The sequence below is a fragment of the Deferrivibrio essentukiensis genome, from assembly GCF_020480685.1.
Lineage (GTDB): Bacteria > Chrysiogenota > Deferribacteres > Deferribacterales > Deferrivibrionaceae > Deferrivibrio > Deferrivibrio essentukiensis.
In genome coordinates, this window is record NZ_JAJAFU010000011.1 from 1 (window position 1) to 16,865 (window position 16,865).

Here is a 16,865-nt window from a genome sequence, read left to right on the forward strand (position 1 = left end):
ATTTTAACTAAATACAGTATGCTTGAATATTTGCTCATTTTTACTTAAAAATAGTAAGTATTATATTACCAATATGTTATAGGGCATTAACTTTAATCAATAATAAAAAAATGTTTGACAAATAGAGTGGTTTAGAATAAAGTTAAAGTTCAGGATTTTAAACTAAAATTTCTACAAGGAGGATTTATGAGAAAAATTGGCTTACTTAGTTTAGCCGCAGTTTTTATGCTTGCAACTTTTGCTTTTGCAGCAGGGGAGCTTGTAATCGGTATTCAGGGACCTGAAACCGGAAACTTGGCAGTTTATGGACAAAAAACTTTATCAGGGGCTAAACTTGCTGTTGATGAGATTAATGCAGCAGGTGGAGTTAATGGTAAGACTATTAAGTTAATCAATTATGATAGCCGTGGTGACAAGGCTGAAGCTGCAAATGCTACTCAGAGACTTATCAATAAAGATAAGGCATGTGGTATTATCGGTGAGCCTACTTCAGGGGCTACTTTTGTTATTGGACCAATTGCTGACAGAGCAAAAACTGTTTTAATTTCTGCAGGTGCTACTGCCAAAGGCGTAACTGACAACAAACCTTTCGTATTTAGAGATACTCTTCTTGATAGCGACGGTGGACCTGCTACTATCAAGTTTATTATGGATAAATTTGGTTGGAAAAACTTTGCTTTAATCACTTCTGTAAACAATGATTACAGTGTAGGCCTTTCTGCAATTTTTAAGAAAGCTGTAAAAGATTTTGGCGGTAATATTGTTGTTGAACAGACAATATCTGATGGAGACACAGATTTTTCTGCTCAGATTACAGCAATTAAACCACATAATCCACAGGCTATTATTTTCAGTGGTTACTATCCTGAAGGATCTTTAATCCTTCTTGAAGCAAGAAAACAAGGTCTTAACGCACCAATCGTTGGCGGTGATGGACTTCTTGCTCCTGACCTTTGGGATGTGGCTAAAGATGCTGCACTTGGCTCAATAGTCTATGCTGGATTCTCACCAGAGGCTAAAGCTCAGAAAGTACAGGAATTTGTTAAGAAGATGGAAACAAGAGGCGGAGCAGATATGTTCTCAGCTCAAGGTTATGACGCAGTTTATCTTCTTGCTAATGCAATGAAAGATGCAAAAGTTACTAATTGTGCTGATGCTAAACAAAGAACTGCTATGAGAGATGCTCTTGCAAATATTCCTGGTTTTGATGGTGTTAGTGGCCAGATGAAGTTTGATAAAGAAGGTAACGCTGTTAAGAAACCTTTTATCCAGGCTGTTGATAAGAAAGCTGACGGTAAATACTACTTCAAGCTTCTTAATGAATAATGATATAAGTGGTGGGGCTTCCCACCACTTTCTATTTACCCTATAAAGGAGGAATCGTGTTAGAAATAATACTCAAACAGCTCCTAAACGGAATCACGGTTGGGAGTATTTATTCTCTGATAGCCCTTGGATATACGATGGTTTATGGTATTATTAAACTTATTAACTTTGCTCACGGCGATATTTATATGGTTGGGGCTTTTATCGGGCTTATTGTTGCTACTCATTTTACAAGTAATTTTATAGTGGTTATGGCTGTTGCTATGGCACTTACTGCTGTGCTTGGGGTTTTAGTTGAAAAGATAGCTTACAAACCTGTAAGGAATTCTTCCAGAATTTCTGCTCTTATCAGTGCAATCGGTGCATCTATTTTCATATCTAATTTGGTTGTTTTAATAAATGGGCCTCAAAGAGAGGCATATCCACAAATATTTCCTGAAATAAATTTTGTTATAGGCGGTATTACCATTTCTTTTTTACAGATTTTTATAATTTTGGTTTCAATTGCCCTTATGTTTGGGCTTTATTATATAGTTCATAACACAAAAATGGGCGTTGCGATGCGTGCTGTATCCCAAAATATGACAACTGCACGCCTAATGGGGATTAATTCCGACAAAGTAATCTCTTTTACTTTTGCAATTGGCTCATCCTTGGCAGCTGCTGCAGGAGTGCTTGTGGGTACATATTATAGGGCTGTCGATCCATTGATGGGTCTTTTGTTTGGTCTTAAGGCATTTGTTGCTGCGGTTTTGGGAGGTATCGGAAGTATTCCTGGGGCCATGGTGGGAGGTCTTGTTTTGGGACTTGCCGAAGTTATGGGGGTAGCATTTATCTCCCCTTCATTTAGAGATGCAATTGCTTTTGGAATATTGATTTTTATCCTTATTGTGAAGCCTTCCGGACTATTTGGTAAGGCAACTAAAGAAAAGGTATAGGTGAAACAATGGACTCAATAATAAATTTTCTCTTTAATGATTATATTATTCAAGTTGCCACAATTACTGGTATTAATATTATTATGGTGTTAGGACTTAACCTCATTACAGGTGTTACCGGTCAGCTTTCATTGGGGCATGCTGCATTTATGAGTATAGGTGCTTATTCATCCTCAATTATATCTATTAAACTTGGAGCCCCTTTTATAGTGTCACTAATTGCCGGCACAGGATTTGGAGCACTGTTTGGTGCTTTATTGGGTGTGCCTATTCTTAGACTTAGAGGTGACTATCTTGCAATTGCAACACTTGGTTTTGGTGAAATTGTTAGGGTTGTCATATTAAATACACCTTACCTTGGCGGAGCTCTTGGTATATATGGTATACCACCTTCAACAAACTTAGCGATTACAGCATTTTTTGTGGTATTTGCAATATTCTTTATGTACAGACTTGAAAAATCAAGACACGGTCTTGCTATTAGAAGTATTAGAGAGGATGAAATTGCTGCCGAAATGATGGGAGTAAATATTTCTAAATATAAAGTATTATCATTTACCATTGGCTCTGCTTTTGCAGGACTTGGTGGAGCGCTCTATGCTCACTTTCTGTCCTATATTAACCCGATAGATTTCGGTTTTATGAAATCGATAGAGCAACTTTGTATGCTAGTATTAGGTGGCATGGGCAGTATTACAGGGGCTGTTTTTGGAAGTATTGTTTTAAGTACAGTGCCTGAAATTTTAAGGTTTGCATCTGAATACAGAATGGTTACTTATGGTATTGTTTTGATACTTATGATGGTGTTTAGACCTCAAGGGCTTTTTGGTAAAATTAAGGTTAATGTGTAAGGTGCTGATATGAGTGATGTTATTTTAAAAGTAGATAAAGTATCAATGCATTTTGGTGGTTTGAAAGCCGTAGATAATGTAAGTTTTGATATAAAGCAGGGGGAGATTCTAAGCTTGATTGGGCCTAATGGTGCTGGGAAAACAACTGTTTTTAATGTAATTACCGGTGTATACACTCCGACATTTGGCACTGTAACATTTAAAGGTGAAAATTTAAATGTATTAAAGCCTTATAAGGTTACTGCTTTAGGTATTGCAAGGACATTCCAAAATATCAGGCTTTTTGCACAGTTAACTGTTTTGGATAATATATTGCTTGCAATGCATTGTAGAAGAAAAACAAATTTACTGGAATCTGTATTTAAATTGCCAAGATACAGGTTTGAATCAAAGGCGTGTGTAAAAAAAGCTGAAGAGCTTTTAGATTATATGGGCTTACTTGGCGAGAAGAATGAACAAGCCCAAAATCTTCCATATGGTAAGCAGAGAAAGCTTGAGATAGCAAGGGCTATGGCAACTGATGCCGAGTTATTGCTTCTTGATGAGCCTGCTGCAGGAATGAATCCACAAGAAACAGAAGAATTAATGAACTTAATAAGAAAAATTAGAAAAGATTTAAGCAAAACTATATTCTTAATTGAGCATGATATGAAGCTTGTTATGGGTATTTCTGACAGAATTATTGTTTTTGACCATGGTCAGCTTATTGCTGAAGGGTTGCCTGAAGAGATTAGAGCTAATAAAAGAGTAATTGAAGCATACTTAGGAAAAGAGGTTGATGATGCTGAAACTGCATAAAATACATACTAAATACGGACACATTGAAGCTTTGAAAGGTATCGATATTCATGTAAAAGAGGGCGAAATTGTCGCTATAATAGGTGCTAACGGCGCCGGAAAGACAACGACTCTTAATACCATTTCAGGTATATTAAAGCCTGTTGCAGGGACAATAGAATATATGAATCATGATATTACAAAGTGGCCCACCGACAAAATTGTCGCTGAAGGCTTGATACAGGTGCCTGAGGGGAGGCAGATATTCCCACTACTAACCGTAAAAGAAAATCTTATGATGGGCGCATACTTAAGGAAAGATAAGCTTGAAGTCGCTAATGATTTGGAAATGGTATATAACTTATTTCCAAGACTTAAAGAGCGTGAAAAGCAGTTGGGTGGGACTCTGTCTGGTGGCGAACAACAGATGCTTGCTATTGGAAGGGCATTGATGTCAAAACCAGCGCTGTTGCTTCTTGACGAACCTTCTCTTGGACTTGCTCCGATTATTGTTCAAAATATTTTCAAGATTATTGTTGATATCAATAAAAAGGGCACCACAATAATGCTTGTGGAGCAAAATGCCCATATGGCTCTTTCAATTGCCCATAGAGGCTACGTGATGGAGACAGGAAAGATTATATTGGAAGATGATGCGAAAGCATTATTGAACAACGATGAAGTAAAGAGTGCATATTTAGGCGGTCACTAATACACGGCAGGATACATTTTTGTATCCTGCATTTTTTTGTATTGACTGTTCATTATTTTGAAATTAGTATTAAAATATAATACATTGAACAAAAAAAGGAGAGGTGCCTTATGAATAACTATAACAATTCCATTGTAAACATCCCTTTTCCGGAAAATGAAAAGGTTTATGATTATGCTCCGGGAAGTCCCGAGAGAGAGAAGCTTATTCAAGCTATAAATGAACTTAGGTCACAGAAAATAGAAATACCCCTTTTAATTGGTGGTAAAGAAATAAAAACCGGTAAAACTGCAAAAGTTGTTTGTCCTCATGATCATCAGCATGTATTGGCTGAATATCATTTGGCTGGAGAAGAAGAGATAAAGCTTGCCATTGAAGAATCTCAGAAGGCATGGAAAAAGTGGCAAGAGATGGCCTGGCAGGATAGGGTGAGCATATTTTTAAAAGCAGCAGAGCTATTATCTACAAAATACAGATACATTATGAATGCTGCCACAATGCTTTCTATTAGTAAAAATCCTTATCAGGCTGAAATCGACTCGGCTTGCGAGCTTATCGATTTTTTAAGATTTAATTGCTATTACGCTCAACAAATTTACAAAGACCAACCGATATACAGTCCGAAAGGGATATGGAATTATGTTCAGTATAGACCTCTTGAAGGCTTTATTTTTGCTGTTACACCTTTTAACTTTACTGCTATCGGCGGTAATTTGCCTACTTCCCCTGCAATTATGGGTAATGTTGTGCTTTGGAAGCCTGCATCAAGCGCAGTTTACGCACCATATTTCTTTATGAAGATTTTAAAGGAAGCGGGCTTACCGGACGGTGTGATTAACTTTATACCGGGCAGAGGTTCAATGATTGGTGATATTGTTTTAAAAAGTGAACATTTTGCAGGAGTTCATTTTACCGGAAGCACTGCGGTATTTCAGAATATGTGGAAGACTATCGGGGAAAATATCGCTAAATATAGATCATATCCGAGAATTGTTGGAGAGACCGGCGGTAAAGATTTTATTTTTGCTCACAACAGTGCCGATTTGAAAAAGCTTGTTACAGCTGCTATTAGAGGAGCTTACGAATATCAAGGTCAAAAATGTTCTGCAGCATCAAGAATATATATACCAAAGTCGATTTATAATGAATTTTTTGAGCTATTTAAAGCAGATGTCTCAAGGATTAAAATGGGCGGCGTAGAAGACTTCACTAATTTTTTCAATGCAGTTATTGATGAGTCAGCTTTTGATAATATTGTAGAATACATTGAGTATGCTAAGAAATCAAAAGATGCCGAAGTTTTGATTGGCGGTAATTATGACAAGTCAAAAGGTTACTTTATTGAACCTACATTTATCCTTGCAAAAGACCCAAAATTTAAGACTATGGAAGAAGAAATATTCGGACCTGTATTGACTGCATATGTTTATGAAGATGAAAAAGTTGATGAGGCATTGGAGCTTTGCGACACTACTTCTATGTACGGGCTTACAGGTGCCGTATTTGCAAATGACAGAGAGTTTGTTGCTAAAGCAATGAAAAAGCTTGAACATGCCGCAGGTAACTTCTATATCAATGACAAACCTACAGGTGCAGTTGTGGGTCAGCAGCCGTTTGGCGGCGGTAGAGCTTCCGGTACAAATGATAAAGCTGGAAGTTATTTAAACCTTATAAGATGGGTTTCAACAAGGGCTATTAAAGAAACTTTTAATGCTCCTGAATCTTTCGAATATCCTTTTATGAAGTAGGTGATATATGGGCATTTTTAACTTTTTAGTATCAAAGACAATAATGCATATTCCTGCTCCAATTGTAAGTATCTTTGCAAAAAGCTATATTGCAGGGCCTACCCTTTACGATGCTGTTAAAGTTACTCACGACTTAAACAAAAAGGGTATGATGGCAACAATTGATGTATTGGGTGAGTTTATAAGCACAAAAGAGGAAGCAATATTTTATAAAAATGAATGTATCAAAATACTTGATGTTATTGCAAAAGAAGGGCTTGATGCAAATTTGTCTCTTAAACCTACTCAAATGGGCTTGAATCTTGACAAAGAGTTTGCTTTTGAAAATATAAAAGAGATAGTGGCTCATGCCAAGGAATTAAATAATTTCGTAAGAATAGATATGGAAGATACGCCTTGTACGGATGATACTTTGGAGTTTTTTAGAAGGTTAAGGGAAGAGTTTCCTGGTCATGTGGGGACAGTGTTGCAAGCTTATTTAAGAAGGACTCCTAAAGATATAGAAAATTTGTCTGACGGGCTTCTTAATTTCAGGCTTTGTAAAGGGATTTACAATGAGCCGAGAAAACTTGCCTATAAAGATCCATATATAGTAAACCAAAATTATATTTACTCTCTTGAGAAGCTTTTTCAGAAAAAAGCTTATGTAGGTATTGCGACTCATGACGAGAAACTTGTGTTTGAGGCATTGAGGCTAATTGAAAAATATGGGTTAAAAAGGGAAGAGTATGAATTTCAGATGCTTCTTGGTGTGGATGAAGAGCTGAGAAATATTATTGTTTCCGGCGGGCACAGATTAAGGGTATATGTCCCATTTGGTAAGGATTGGCTACCATATTCAAGAAGAAGACTGAAAGAAAATCCAAATATAGCACGACACGCATTGAAGCAGTTTTTGGGGATGTAGGTTTGGAAATAAGGGAGGGAATTATCCCTCCCTTATTAAAAAGTATATCTATAAAGAGCTTCTGCAGTTATTCTATTGCCAGAACTTGCTTCTTCTGCCTTAGATATGATTTTTAAGAGATATTGGTACTTTTGAACGTTTCCTCCGTAACTCGGAGGAAATGATGCAGCACCACCAGCGCCAGAGATGTGACTTTGATAAAGTTTAACTATATAAATTTTTAGATTAATACCGTTTTCAGTAATATCTATCCACGGTTTTGTTTCTGCTTCTTGTTTACAAGTTGAATTGTCTGGACTAGAAATTATATATTCTTCAAAAGTTCCACATGTTAGTGATTTTATTGTGTAATCAAGTAATTTGGAAGATCCTGGTTTATTAATCAACTCTATACCAATATTAATTCCAGTATCAGCGGCTTCTTTTAAAGAATTAAATTGCCTAAAAGCACCAGAAAATTTAGTTGAATTTGTAGTGGCAAAATACATTGCAATTGCTAATATCAAAGCTGCAGCAGAAAATATAATAACAGTTATTAATATGAAACCTTTATTATTTTTCATTTTATATTCTCCAGGTATATTATACTTTCAATAATTTTCCAGTCATATTTATTAGCATCAGTAATATGAGATAGAACAATTGACTTATCAGAAAAATCAATATTATAAGTATATGTTTTATTTAATGTATTTTTTCTTTTTTTGTCAGATTGGGCAACTATACCAAGATAAAGAACATTTTTATTACTATCATATTTAAATCTAAAGTCTGCAACACAGCTTAATATTTTTGTATTACCATCATTTAATAGCAAACTTTTTGTTCCTGGCGCACAGCTACTTTCAGCAGTCCCACCTAAGTGAATATCCATTTCATAATAGTAGGGATTTCCACATGAATTACCATCATCTTTACACTTAAAAATTAAAGTACCCGGAATACAATTAACTTCACCTGAGTCTAGTGCCCCTATTTTATTTTTTTTATCATCCAATACGACAGCAGGGTAGGTAGAATTTCTAACGCCATTACTTTGACAAACTTCCCAGGAACCAGATTCTGTGTCATTTCCAAGAAGTGTTTTAAAAGTTAGGGAGTCGTTGTCTGTTGAAATTAACTTATTAATATTATTATCGATTCCAAAACCAGTTGATCTAACCAGTTTGTCAATATTTAAAAAAGTGATATTGGTATCAATATTTGTTTTAGCATTTTCTAATTGATTAGATTCGTGAGTAAATAGGCTACTGATTGTTAAATAAACAGAAGAAGATATAATAGCTGTTAAAAGAATTGCTATTAATAGTTCAACGAGTGTAAAAGCTTTACCATTCATATTATTTCCTTAAGTATATAATTGAAGTAATTGTTCTATTATCTTTAGAATATGGATCCTGATAGGTAAGATTTAAAATGGTTTTTTTTAAACTGGCAGACTCATTATCCACCCAATATGTATAAACAAATGTGTGGTTATCATAATTTATTGTTGCTGTAAAGTTATTAATACTACTAAAGTTATCAAATGATTGTTGATACAATTCAGATTTTTTCTGAGACAATAATCTAGTGGCTTTGTCTCTTATTTCATTTTTTTTATTAATTTTTATTACATTGATAACTCCAGGTATTAGCCCTAACATAGCTATAGAAAAAATAACTAGTGCCACAAGTAACTCAATTATTGTAAATCCTTTATTATTAGCTACTTTATCCATGGTTTACCTGCCAGACTTAGTCCAATTACTTTAGATTTATCTTTTAATTTTATTGTAATATCCCCAATGCTGTTTGGGAAGCCTTTTTTATTAAATATTACATAACCATTTATAAAACTATTTGTTAGTTCGGATTTAAAGTTAGTTGTTGATAAAGTGGTGATGTTGTCTAGAGGATTAGGTGGAGGCCAATTCGATGAGTTATATTCAAAAAATTCTATCTGCTTATTTGAAAATTTAAGACCATACAATAAGTAATTATCTATTCCGTTATATTCTACACCCTTTAAGATAGATTCTTGTCGAGCACTATTTAAGAGTGATACTACTTTGTTAGTTTCAGAACTTAAAACCTGTGCATTTATGTAACGAGAGGCTGACACAGAAGCAATACCAAGTAAAATAGCGAGTATGGAGATTGTTACCAGTAGCTCTATTACTGTGAATGCCTTTTTCATGGTTATCTCAATATTTTAAATATAAGTTTACTGTTTGTGTCATCAGCTTGCTGTTTTTGCTTTATTATAGCACCGACAGATGTTTGTATCAGTTTGGTAAACTTATCCTTATCCGAAGGTAAGGCCGTAATTCCTTGACCAATAGGAGGAGCTCCAGGACCTAACAACTTTCTACTTGCAATTCCTATAGTCGGATTATTGGGGTCATCAATTTTAAGTGTTGAGGTTTCAGATGAAGAGTCTAAAAACATCGGTTGATCATATGGTGTTCCAGTTTTATAATAAATTGCATTTAAGTAACTATCTCCACCATATGAACACAAATCTTCTTTTGGTTTAAAAGAGAGTACATCTAGTATACCGCCAGCTAAAAATGGCTCAGAGTAAGCTCTTTCACCATTATTTAACTCTCTAAACCATCCGTTTGTTATATTATAGGCACAGCTTGATATTGAAGTGTTATTACATACTCCATTATTACTATCAGTTATTAAACCATTTGTAGTTTCTGTTACCACAGGATAACCCTTACTGCATGAATATTCTAAATTGGTAGTGTCATAGGCAGCATCCCCACACTCAACTCCTAAACAGTAACACTTAACAGTTTTTATAGAAGACTCTACGTTAGTATCAGTACTATTGTATAAGTCGCTAGGAAAGGTTATAGTAAAAGTCTTTGTTGGATCCTTCCATTTATCATTTTTGTCTTTTATGCCTATGATATACTGAGTTGAATTATCTATTTTATCTTCATTCGTTAAAAAGCGCCCTGTATTTAAGTATAACCATAGCTTATAGTTTTCATCAATAGTATTTGCAGCTTTAGCAAATATAGGTCTTTCTACATCAATTATTTTTTCTATAGTTAATGCACTGTTAATAGCCTTGTACCCACCACTATTATCTTTTAAATATATTCCATACAAAGCTCCGATGTCTGCATCTGCAGAAGAATATGTGCCAAAAACTATAGCATCCGGTTGATAATCATGGTCAACATCTAGTGAATCTATATCACTAATGGCAATATTTTTTGCGACATTTAAATCTAAGACTTTTTCACCTGTTTTTAGGTTAATAAAGTATATTTTAGCACTGTTTGATGTACTAAGAAAATTTTTTCCATCAGGATCTAAAGGCCCGCTACCAACTACTAAATACCAGCTTCCTTTAGATGTTTTATCTCCCTGTCTAATTATTGAAGGGTAAGATAGTGTGAGTGTATTATCTGGTAGTTGGTATTCCCACAGTAATTTTGGCTGTTCAGGTGTTGTAACATCAATTGCAAATATAGAAGAGCTATACGTATTATCAGTAATTATTTTTTTACCACCGAACCCCATCATTCCGATTAAAACTGTCCTCCAAGAATCCTTTTTATCTTGTTCATCACCAATTGAAGCATCAATTAGCATAAACCTGTAATCAACCTTAGGTACGTGGCATGCTTTCCCTTCTTCAAAATACCATTGTAGATATGGTAACGCATTTTTAGGGATAAAAGCCCATAGCTCTTGGCCTAAGCTCGTGTTGTTGTCAGGGTAAACTTCAGCAACAGAATTAGAATCACTACTATCTTTTATTTTACCACTAGCAAATGCGTGAACCATACCATCATTAGCACCGACAAATAAGACATTTTTTCTTTCTTTTACTATATCGGTGTTAATAAACGTATGATAAGAACTATCGTTGTAAATCAGATCGTATGCATTGACTTGTTCATTCTTTAAAATAACTGGGGTGGAGTTAATAATATCCCCCAATTTATATACACCGCTACCGGTGTTTCTACTTCTTACGTCAGAATAATCTATTCCCCTTATGAAGTTTATTAATTTTTCTGATGTTGAAGTGTTAAGACTCCAAATATTTGAGAGCAAATTAACCGTATCAGAGTCTGTGGTAACAAAGTTATTAGTTAATGTATATGCACAATTAGTTGTACAATTGTTATTAAATGCTATTTTTCTATTACTTGCATCTGTTGCTTTTAATACATTTGCAGCACTCCAGATTGGATTTAGATTTTTAAGGTTGTATCCATCTCCGCTTGGTAAATCACATGAATCAGGGATAAGATCAGAGTCACTGTCATCAATTTTAAATCCTCTCGTTTCTCCAAGTGTGTCTAAAAATTTAAAAATCAAAATACTATCAGTGGCTAACTCTAACTTATTATTTTCATTAGAATCCTCTCTTATATTATCCTTATCATCAATGAAGTAAGTTTTTATATCACCAATCCAATTTATTTGAGTATTATTATCTTCAAATTGTGGATAATAATAAGCTTGATAAAGCATCGAAGTTTCACGCTTTTCTGTAGAAACCGTTGCTATAGCAGTACCTGAATTTGCTCTTTTTAATATATCGTCAAATATTGCTATTAATTGTTCTTTTAATTCTAGAGCATTTTTTGCACTAAAAAAAGTATCTGGCAATCCATCTGGGCTTGACGTCCTATTTAAATTATCTATTGCATCCCAGTCTGAGTGAGAAGAGGGCAAAGTTTCACATGCGCTACCTTTGCCATAACCAGCATCATCCATTTGGCAACTATTATCTGGGTAGTCTGATGTTCCCCCTGGCCACTCGGAACCTGAAATATCTTTATCAAATGCACCATACATCGCCACATTTTGCAAAGAAGTTATACCTGTACCTTCAAGAAACATTCCAAAAGAATATACTGCATCTATATTTACAAAAATATTATCCTTGTTTCTTATACCACCAAGATGCATCTTGTGTGCAGGAACAACTGGATCCGGTGAATTGCCATTAATATCAAGGTCATCAATATTATTTGAAGGAGTATTCCATTGTCCATCTGATGCAAGTATTACATAATTACTAGAACATGGTGCAAATTGACATTTCAATCCATTACCATCTCCATTATTGCATATCCACAAAGGATCTTTAAAATGATTTAAGTTATCAGATCCTTTATCAGGGTCTAATCCTCCATATTGAGCATCATTTTGTAAGTAATAATTCCAAACATCCCACATAGCAGGCCCTGAAGGGGTACTACCACTAACTGTAACGGTATTAATGGAAGTTATTAAATTTTTATAAGGATATGACGTATCAGTGCTATTTGCAGTCAAAAAATCACCAACATAAACGCTTCTTCCATTATTAGAAATACCATTACCTGCGAAAAACATAATTCCTATTCTAGGTCTATTTTCTTTTTCTTTAAGCTGATATAGGACTGCATCCATAATGCCATGATGGCTTGTGTTATCATACAAAGGTAGTTCTATTTTAATACCATTATAACTTTCAATAGTACATGTGTTTCCTGTACAAGCTATTTCAGGATCACACTTTTGAGTATTACCAACTGCTCCTGGACATTCTGCAGGTACACCACCAGTCATTGCCCACTGAAAAATGTCAATACGTGTCATATAGTTCCAGTTTAAACAAGAACCGCTGGCAATTGTATTTACACCAGGATTAGTATATTGCCATAAGTTCTCATCACAGCCAGAGTGAGTTACATTTGTTTCTATCCATTTATAACTATTATTAACTTTTACAAACTTGTAAACTTTTTTTGGGTCAAATAAACCTTCGTAATTTTTACTTGAGTCATAGTTTTCATAATATGCATACCAACTCATACTGCCGCTAATATCTAAAGCAATCATAACTGTTGGAGGAACAGACGCAGTAAATGTTGCCGGTATGTAAGAATAGTCTGTACAGCTATTTGCTGAGATTGCTTTTTGAGCTTGTATAAAGTATAAAGAGAACAATAAAATATAAAATATTACTTTTTTCATTTAATCACCTCAAAGGCATTGAATTTAAATGGTGTAAGACATCTTTGCATTGATTTTCTTCTACTAAAACAGATATACTATTGCCAGGTTGTAAGTTATTTATAAAATTTAAATCATTTGAATATATCTTTACTTGTTTGTTGCAATTTCTATTATTAGGTTGTACGACAATATATTTATTACCTTTTTCTATTACAGTTCCTCTAATGAGAAGATTATCAAATGCATTTAGATGTATAGAATAAAATAATGCAAAAAGAAATATCAGTATTCTTATCATAATTCACCTCTTTAATTCTATTATACAATCCTTCCATAAAAAAATCGTGAAAATTTAAAATTTAATTTTCACCCAAAAATTTTTATTACCTTTCCAGCTTAATCTAAAGCCATTTTTTTGCATTAACTTTTCAGCTACAGTTAGGCCTACTCCAAGCCCGGCTGATTTTATGTCAGGGTTTATATCATTGACAATTATAACATACTTTTTTCCTTTAAACATGACAAATTTTATAGATATTTTTTTAAGCCCGTATCTTCTAATATTGTCAAATATAAGATAAAGACTATTGTAGACATCATTTTTTATCCCTTTTACATAAAAATCTCTACCTCTTACTTTTACATCAAACTTGTCTGAAATTTGAAGCTCAAGGATAATTGTTTCTATAATTTCTCTAATATTAAGATTTTGTTTTTGAAAAGATTTTGTATTTAATTTTTCAGTGATTTTTAATATGTTGTTGAGGTTATTTTCAAGCAAAAGGTGTGAGGTTATCAGCCTTTCAACAGGCTCATGTTTGCCTTTTTTTATCAGCTCAAGATTTATTTTGGCTGATGCAAGATAGTTTCTAAGCTTGTGAGAAAATACGAGGAAAGCTGTCTCTATAGTTTTCAGGTATTGTTTTTCCCTGTCAATAGCCCGGTAGATTGTGAGATAGTAGAGTAGGGCGACTGATAATATTATTATCATGTCCCAATACAGCATCAAAAAAAGTTTATCTTTTACTAAATCTCTAATGTATGTGGATTTGACATAAAAATAATTAGGCTTATTAATTTCAAATAGTATATACTTTTCTTGTCCAAAGCTTTTGTCAGTGATTCTCATATAATCGGGAAGGTTTACTTTTATTTTATTTTGAATCATTTTTTGGTAAAGGGTAATCTCTCTTTTAAGATTTTCCTCAGCTTGAGTCTTGAATGCCTGAATAAATATAATATTAATCATTGAAAGACCGATAGATATTACAATAATCAGGAAAATAAAAAATTTTAACTCAAATCTTAAATTTTTAATTTATAACCCCTTCCTTTATAAGTGATTATTGAATCTTCAGGTAGTATTTTTCTCAAATTTTTAATGTATGTCCTTACGGATTCTGTGCCCACAGGCTTATCTCCCCACACGTTTGCAAGAATTTTATCAAATTCTACAACTTCCCCTTTATATTTTAGCAAAAGGGATAAAAGCTCCCACTCTATTTTTGTTAAATTGATTTCTTTGCCATCATTATAGAGCGTTTTCTCTTTTAGATTTATTATGATATTACCAATAGTTACACAATCTTCGCAGTAAACCCTTTTAGCCAAAGCTTCAATCCTTAAAATCAGCTCTTTTGGGTCAAACGGCTTTACGATATAATCATCAGCACCCGTTTTAAAACATACCTCTTTTGAAGCTATGTCATCTTTTGCGGTAATTATTATTACGGGTATATTAATATTTTTCTTTCTGATATTTTTAAGGATATGCTCCCCTTTTTTATCTTTTAGCATCAAGTCAAGCAGAATTATGTCATATTTTTCCAGTTGATAGTACAAGCTTTCATCCACAGGAAAGCAGATATCGACACTAAAAAAATCTTGCAGATAATCCTTCAAAGACTCTGCTAATATAGTGTCGTCTTCGATAATTAATATTTTCATAATTTTTTCATTACGGAGTCAACTTTATCAGTCAATTTCCCCTCTCTGTTTTTTCTGTAATCAATTTTAATCGAAATAGAGATTCTGTTGCAATCTTCAAGTGCTTCAACAGCATCGTTGATTACATTAAGTACCTCTTTTGTGGTTTCCCCTGCCACAATGGTCCCCATAGGAGTAAGCTGCCACTCAAGCCCGCTCTCTTTTATCACTTTGACAGCTTTTGATACGTATTGAGATACACTTTCGCCTTTATCAAGGGGGGTAATGCTTACATACGCCATCGCTTTCATATTTTCGCCTCCTCTGTAAAAAGTATATCAAATTTATCATTTTTTTGCCCGTTTATTTTTTGAAATATAGGCGGCTCTACAATCATTTCAACACTTGATGCCTTTTTAAATTCTATAAAGACAAGACGTGCAGGCTTATTTATGTCCGGGTGAAAAAAACGTAGTCTTTTTGGCTCTAAATTATATTTTCTTGAATTTCCCAAAAGCTCTTCTGTCAAATCAGCATCATAAGATATATATAGGCTTCCCAAATTTTCAAGATAACTTTTGGCAAATTTAAAAATATCTATTATCCCAAGCTCATCATCAAATCTTGCAATATTTTCCTCATGTGCGTTGCATACTCGCCCGCTGCTGCTTTTGCGGTATGGTGGATTTGATACCATAATGTTATATTTATTTTTAGGTTTATACTGTTTTAAGTCAATATTTATAGGTTGTATTATATTTTCGCATGAGTTTAGCTTTATCGTTTCATTGAGGCAATGATACATACTTTCCTGGTATTCAAGTGCATCAATATTTGTAAAATTGTAAAGCTTATGCAACAATAAGGCGATTACTCCGCTACCTGAGCCGATATCGATAATATATTTTGCTTTTTTCTTAGAAACAAATCTTGCAAGTAACACTGAATCAAGGGAAAATCTAAAGCCATTTTTGGGCTGACAAACTTTTATCTCTTTGCTCAAAATTGTATCTATTGTGGTTTCTAACATACTACATTTATTATATTATCAACAAAAAATAACAAGGGGAATTTATATTAAACTGTTAAAAGTATTCAGATTAACTCACAGTTGATATAAAAAGGCTTGATATTTTAATAGTATAGTATATCGTACTATTAAAAGTACTTTTTAAAGTATTAATGGGAGGCTGTTGTGATTATATCAGCAAATCAGTTGAAACAGAGAGGAATTAGCTTAATAAATGAGCTTGCTCAAAAGTTTGATGAAATTATTGTAAGCTTTAGAGGTAAAAATAAGTATGTAATTATGGATATCGAAAGATACGAAAAGCTTAGGGAAAGCGAGATAGAGCTTGCGTATCAAAAAGCTTTAAAAGATATTGAAAATAAAAAATTTCATTCTGATATTGAAAACCATCTGGAGAATATTTCCAAGTAATGTATGAAATAATTTTTACAGAGTCTTACGAAAAGTGTGCAGTCAAGTTTTTTAAGAAACACCCAGAATTAGTAGATAGGTACAAAAAGATACTTTATCTTTTGAAGAGCAATCCATACCACCCATCTTTGAGACTTCATAAATTAAAAGGTAATCTGAAAGATTTTTATTCTGTTTCTATAAACTTGGAATATAGAATTATTTTACATTTTATTATTCAGGATAAGACAATTATCCCTATTGATATAGGAAAGCACGATGATGTTTATTGATAT

Annotated in this window: 19 protein-coding genes; 9 read left to right on the forward strand and 10 right to left on the reverse strand. The window is 33.7% G+C overall.

All coding sequences use genetic code 11. The features are described from left to right. Positions 1-186 precede the first annotated feature (186 nt). The 7 genes from LF845_RS06615 (at position 187) to LF845_RS06645 (ending at position 7,259) form a co-directional block, all read left to right on the forward strand. A complete protein-coding gene (locus tag LF845_RS06615) occupies positions 187-1,326 on the forward strand; it encodes an ABC transporter substrate-binding protein (RefSeq protein ID WP_242820220.1) in 1,140 nt (379 codons plus the stop codon). 56 nt (positions 1,327-1,382) lie between these two features. Further along, the gene (locus LF845_RS06620; RefSeq protein WP_242820221.1) at positions 1,383-2,264 is read left to right on the forward strand and encodes a branched-chain amino acid ABC transporter permease; all 882 of its coding nucleotides are present in this window, start codon (positions 1,383-1,385) and stop codon (positions 2,262-2,264) included. A gap of 8 nt (positions 2,265-2,272) precedes the next feature. Next, entirely contained in the window at positions 2,273-3,115 is an 843-nt protein-coding gene (locus LF845_RS06625) for a branched-chain amino acid ABC transporter permease (protein ID WP_242820222.1), read from the forward strand. A 9-nt stretch (positions 3,116-3,124) separates the two neighbouring features. Further along, complete coding sequence (locus LF845_RS06630; protein WP_242820223.1) at positions 3,125-3,913, forward strand: ABC transporter ATP-binding protein; 789 nt, start codon at positions 3,125-3,127, stop codon at positions 3,911-3,913. Further along, positions 3,897-4,604, forward strand: coding sequence for an ABC transporter ATP-binding protein (locus tag LF845_RS06635; protein WP_242820224.1), 708 nt, complete (start codon positions 3,897-3,899; stop codon positions 4,602-4,604). Before LF845_RS06630 ends, LF845_RS06635 begins: the two co-directional genes overlap by 17 nt. 110 nt (positions 4,605-4,714) lie before the next feature. Then, positions 4,715-6,352, forward strand: a complete 1,638-nt coding sequence (gene pruA, locus LF845_RS06640) for an L-glutamate gamma-semialdehyde dehydrogenase (RefSeq protein WP_242820225.1) — start codon at positions 4,715-4,717, stop codon at positions 6,350-6,352. Positions 6,353-6,359: 7 nt separating this feature from the next. Beyond that, complete coding sequence (locus LF845_RS06645; protein WP_242820226.1) at positions 6,360-7,259, forward strand: proline dehydrogenase family protein; 900 nt, start codon at positions 6,360-6,362, stop codon at positions 7,257-7,259. A gap of 35 nt (positions 7,260-7,294) precedes the next feature. On the opposite strand, the gene LF845_RS06650 is transcribed toward LF845_RS06645, so the two are convergent. From LF845_RS06650 to LF845_RS06695, 10 genes are read right to left on the reverse strand one after another with little or no spacing between them, the layout of a single operon-like run. Beyond that, positions 7,295-7,822 carry a hypothetical protein gene (locus tag LF845_RS06650; protein WP_242820227.1) on the reverse strand — a complete coding sequence of 176 codons (528 nt, stop codon included), beginning with the start codon at positions 7,820-7,822 and terminating at the stop codon, positions 7,295-7,297. Beyond that, a complete protein-coding gene (locus LF845_RS06655; protein ID WP_242820228.1) occupies positions 7,819-8,598 on the reverse strand; it encodes a PilW family protein in 780 nt (259 codons plus the stop codon). The genes LF845_RS06650 and LF845_RS06655 overlap by 4 nt, the downstream gene beginning before the upstream one ends. 1 nt (position 8,599) lies before the next feature. Next, positions 8,600-8,980, reverse strand: coding sequence for a type IV pilus modification PilV family protein (locus tag LF845_RS06660; RefSeq protein ID WP_242820229.1), 381 nt, complete (start codon positions 8,978-8,980; stop codon positions 8,600-8,602). Further along, positions 8,968-9,438: a pilus assembly FimT family protein gene (locus LF845_RS06665; RefSeq protein WP_242820230.1), complete on the reverse strand. Its 471-nt coding sequence runs from the start codon at positions 9,436-9,438 to the stop codon at positions 8,968-8,970. Before LF845_RS06665 ends, LF845_RS06660 begins: the two co-directional genes overlap by 13 nt. Positions 9,439-9,440: 2 nt before the next feature. Beyond that, a complete protein-coding gene (locus LF845_RS06670; RefSeq protein ID WP_242820231.1) occupies positions 9,441-13,241 on the reverse strand; it encodes a pilus assembly protein in 3,801 nt (1,266 codons plus the stop codon). A 4-nt stretch (positions 13,242-13,245) separates the two neighbouring features. After that, the gene (locus LF845_RS06675; RefSeq protein WP_242820232.1) at positions 13,246-13,521 is read right to left on the reverse strand and encodes a hypothetical protein; all 276 of its coding nucleotides are present in this window, start codon (positions 13,519-13,521) and stop codon (positions 13,246-13,248) included. Between the two features lie 54 nt (positions 13,522-13,575). Continuing rightward, complete coding sequence (locus LF845_RS06680) at positions 13,576-14,472, reverse strand: hypothetical protein (protein ID WP_242820233.1); 897 nt, start codon at positions 14,470-14,472, stop codon at positions 13,576-13,578. Between the two features lie 56 nt (positions 14,473-14,528). Beyond that, the gene (locus tag LF845_RS06685) at positions 14,529-15,170 is read right to left on the reverse strand and encodes a response regulator transcription factor (protein ID WP_242820234.1); all 642 of its coding nucleotides are present in this window, start codon (positions 15,168-15,170) and stop codon (positions 14,529-14,531) included. Beyond that, positions 15,167-15,460: an MTH1187 family thiamine-binding protein gene (locus LF845_RS06690; protein ID WP_242820235.1), complete on the reverse strand. Its 294-nt coding sequence runs from the start codon at positions 15,458-15,460 to the stop codon at positions 15,167-15,169. The genes LF845_RS06685 and LF845_RS06690 overlap by 4 nt, the downstream gene beginning before the upstream one ends. Further along, the gene (locus tag LF845_RS06695; RefSeq protein WP_242820236.1) at positions 15,457-16,179 is read right to left on the reverse strand and encodes a tRNA1(Val) (adenine(37)-N6)-methyltransferase; all 723 of its coding nucleotides are present in this window, start codon (positions 16,177-16,179) and stop codon (positions 15,457-15,459) included. The genes LF845_RS06690 and LF845_RS06695 overlap by 4 nt, the downstream gene beginning before the upstream one ends. Before the next feature lie 165 nt (positions 16,180-16,344). Here LF845_RS06695 and LF845_RS06700 point away from each other — a divergent pair, with 165 nt between their 5' ends. Further along, positions 16,345-16,590, forward strand: coding sequence for a type II toxin-antitoxin system prevent-host-death family antitoxin (locus LF845_RS06700; RefSeq protein ID WP_242820237.1), 246 nt, complete (start codon positions 16,345-16,347; stop codon positions 16,588-16,590). Continuing rightward, positions 16,590-16,862 (forward strand): type II toxin-antitoxin system RelE/ParE family toxin, encoded by a 273-nt coding sequence (locus LF845_RS06705; RefSeq protein ID WP_242820238.1) that lies wholly within the window; start codon positions 16,590-16,592, stop codon positions 16,860-16,862. The genes LF845_RS06700 and LF845_RS06705 overlap by 1 nt, the downstream gene beginning before the upstream one ends. Positions 16,863-16,865 lie beyond the last annotated feature (3 nt).

What these genes read in the sequence shown, in the direction of transcription:
- LF845_RS06630 (WP_242820223.1), top strand. Translation starts at nt 3,125, where the DNA reads ATGAGTGATGTTATTTTAAAAGTAGATAAAGTATCAATGCATTTTGGT.
- LF845_RS06635 (WP_242820224.1), top strand. Translation starts at nt 3,897, where the DNA reads ATGCTGAAACTGCATAAAATACATACTAAATACGGACACATTGAAGCT.
- LF845_RS06685 (WP_242820234.1), bottom strand. Translation starts at nt 15,170, where the DNA reads ATGAAAATATTAATTATCGAAGACGACACTATATTAGCAGAGTCTTTG.
- LF845_RS06695 (WP_242820236.1), bottom strand. Translation starts at nt 16,179, where the DNA reads ATGTTAGAAACCACAATAGATACAATTTTGAGCAAAGAGATAAAAGTT.
- LF845_RS06705 (WP_242820238.1), top strand. Translation starts at nt 16,590, where the DNA reads ATGTATGAAATAATTTTTACAGAGTCTTACGAAAAGTGTGCAGTCAAG.
- LF845_RS06645 (WP_242820226.1), top strand. Translation starts at nt 6,360, where the DNA reads ATGGGCATTTTTAACTTTTTAGTATCAAAGACAATAATGCATATTCCT.
- LF845_RS06690 (WP_242820235.1), bottom strand. Translation starts at nt 15,460, where the DNA reads ATGAAAGCGATGGCGTATGTAAGCATTACCCCCCTTGATAAAGGCGAA.
- LF845_RS06650 (WP_242820227.1), bottom strand. Translation starts at nt 7,822, where the DNA reads ATGAAAAATAATAAAGGTTTCATATTAATAACTGTTATTATATTTTCT.
- LF845_RS06625 (WP_242820222.1), top strand. Translation starts at nt 2,273, where the DNA reads ATGGACTCAATAATAAATTTTCTCTTTAATGATTATATTATTCAAGTT.
- LF845_RS06670 (WP_242820231.1), bottom strand. Translation starts at nt 13,241, where the DNA reads ATGAAAAAAGTAATATTTTATATTTTATTGTTCTCTTTATACTTTATA.
- LF845_RS06675 (WP_242820232.1), bottom strand. Translation starts at nt 13,521, where the DNA reads ATGATAAGAATACTGATATTTCTTTTTGCATTATTTTATTCTATACAT.
- LF845_RS06615 (WP_242820220.1), top strand. Translation starts at nt 187, where the DNA reads ATGAGAAAAATTGGCTTACTTAGTTTAGCCGCAGTTTTTATGCTTGCA.
- LF845_RS06680 (WP_242820233.1), bottom strand. Translation starts at nt 14,472, where the DNA reads ATGATTAATATTATATTTATTCAGGCATTCAAGACTCAAGCTGAGGAA.
- LF845_RS06660 (WP_242820229.1), bottom strand. Translation starts at nt 8,980, where the DNA reads ATGGATAAAGTAGCTAATAATAAAGGATTTACAATAATTGAGTTACTT.
- LF845_RS06655 (WP_242820228.1), bottom strand. Translation starts at nt 8,598, where the DNA reads ATGAATGGTAAAGCTTTTACACTCGTTGAACTATTAATAGCAATTCTT.
- LF845_RS06665 (WP_242820230.1), bottom strand. Translation starts at nt 9,438, where the DNA reads ATGAAAAAGGCATTCACAGTAATAGAGCTACTGGTAACAATCTCCATA.
- pruA (WP_242820225.1), top strand. Translation starts at nt 4,715, where the DNA reads ATGAATAACTATAACAATTCCATTGTAAACATCCCTTTTCCGGAAAAT.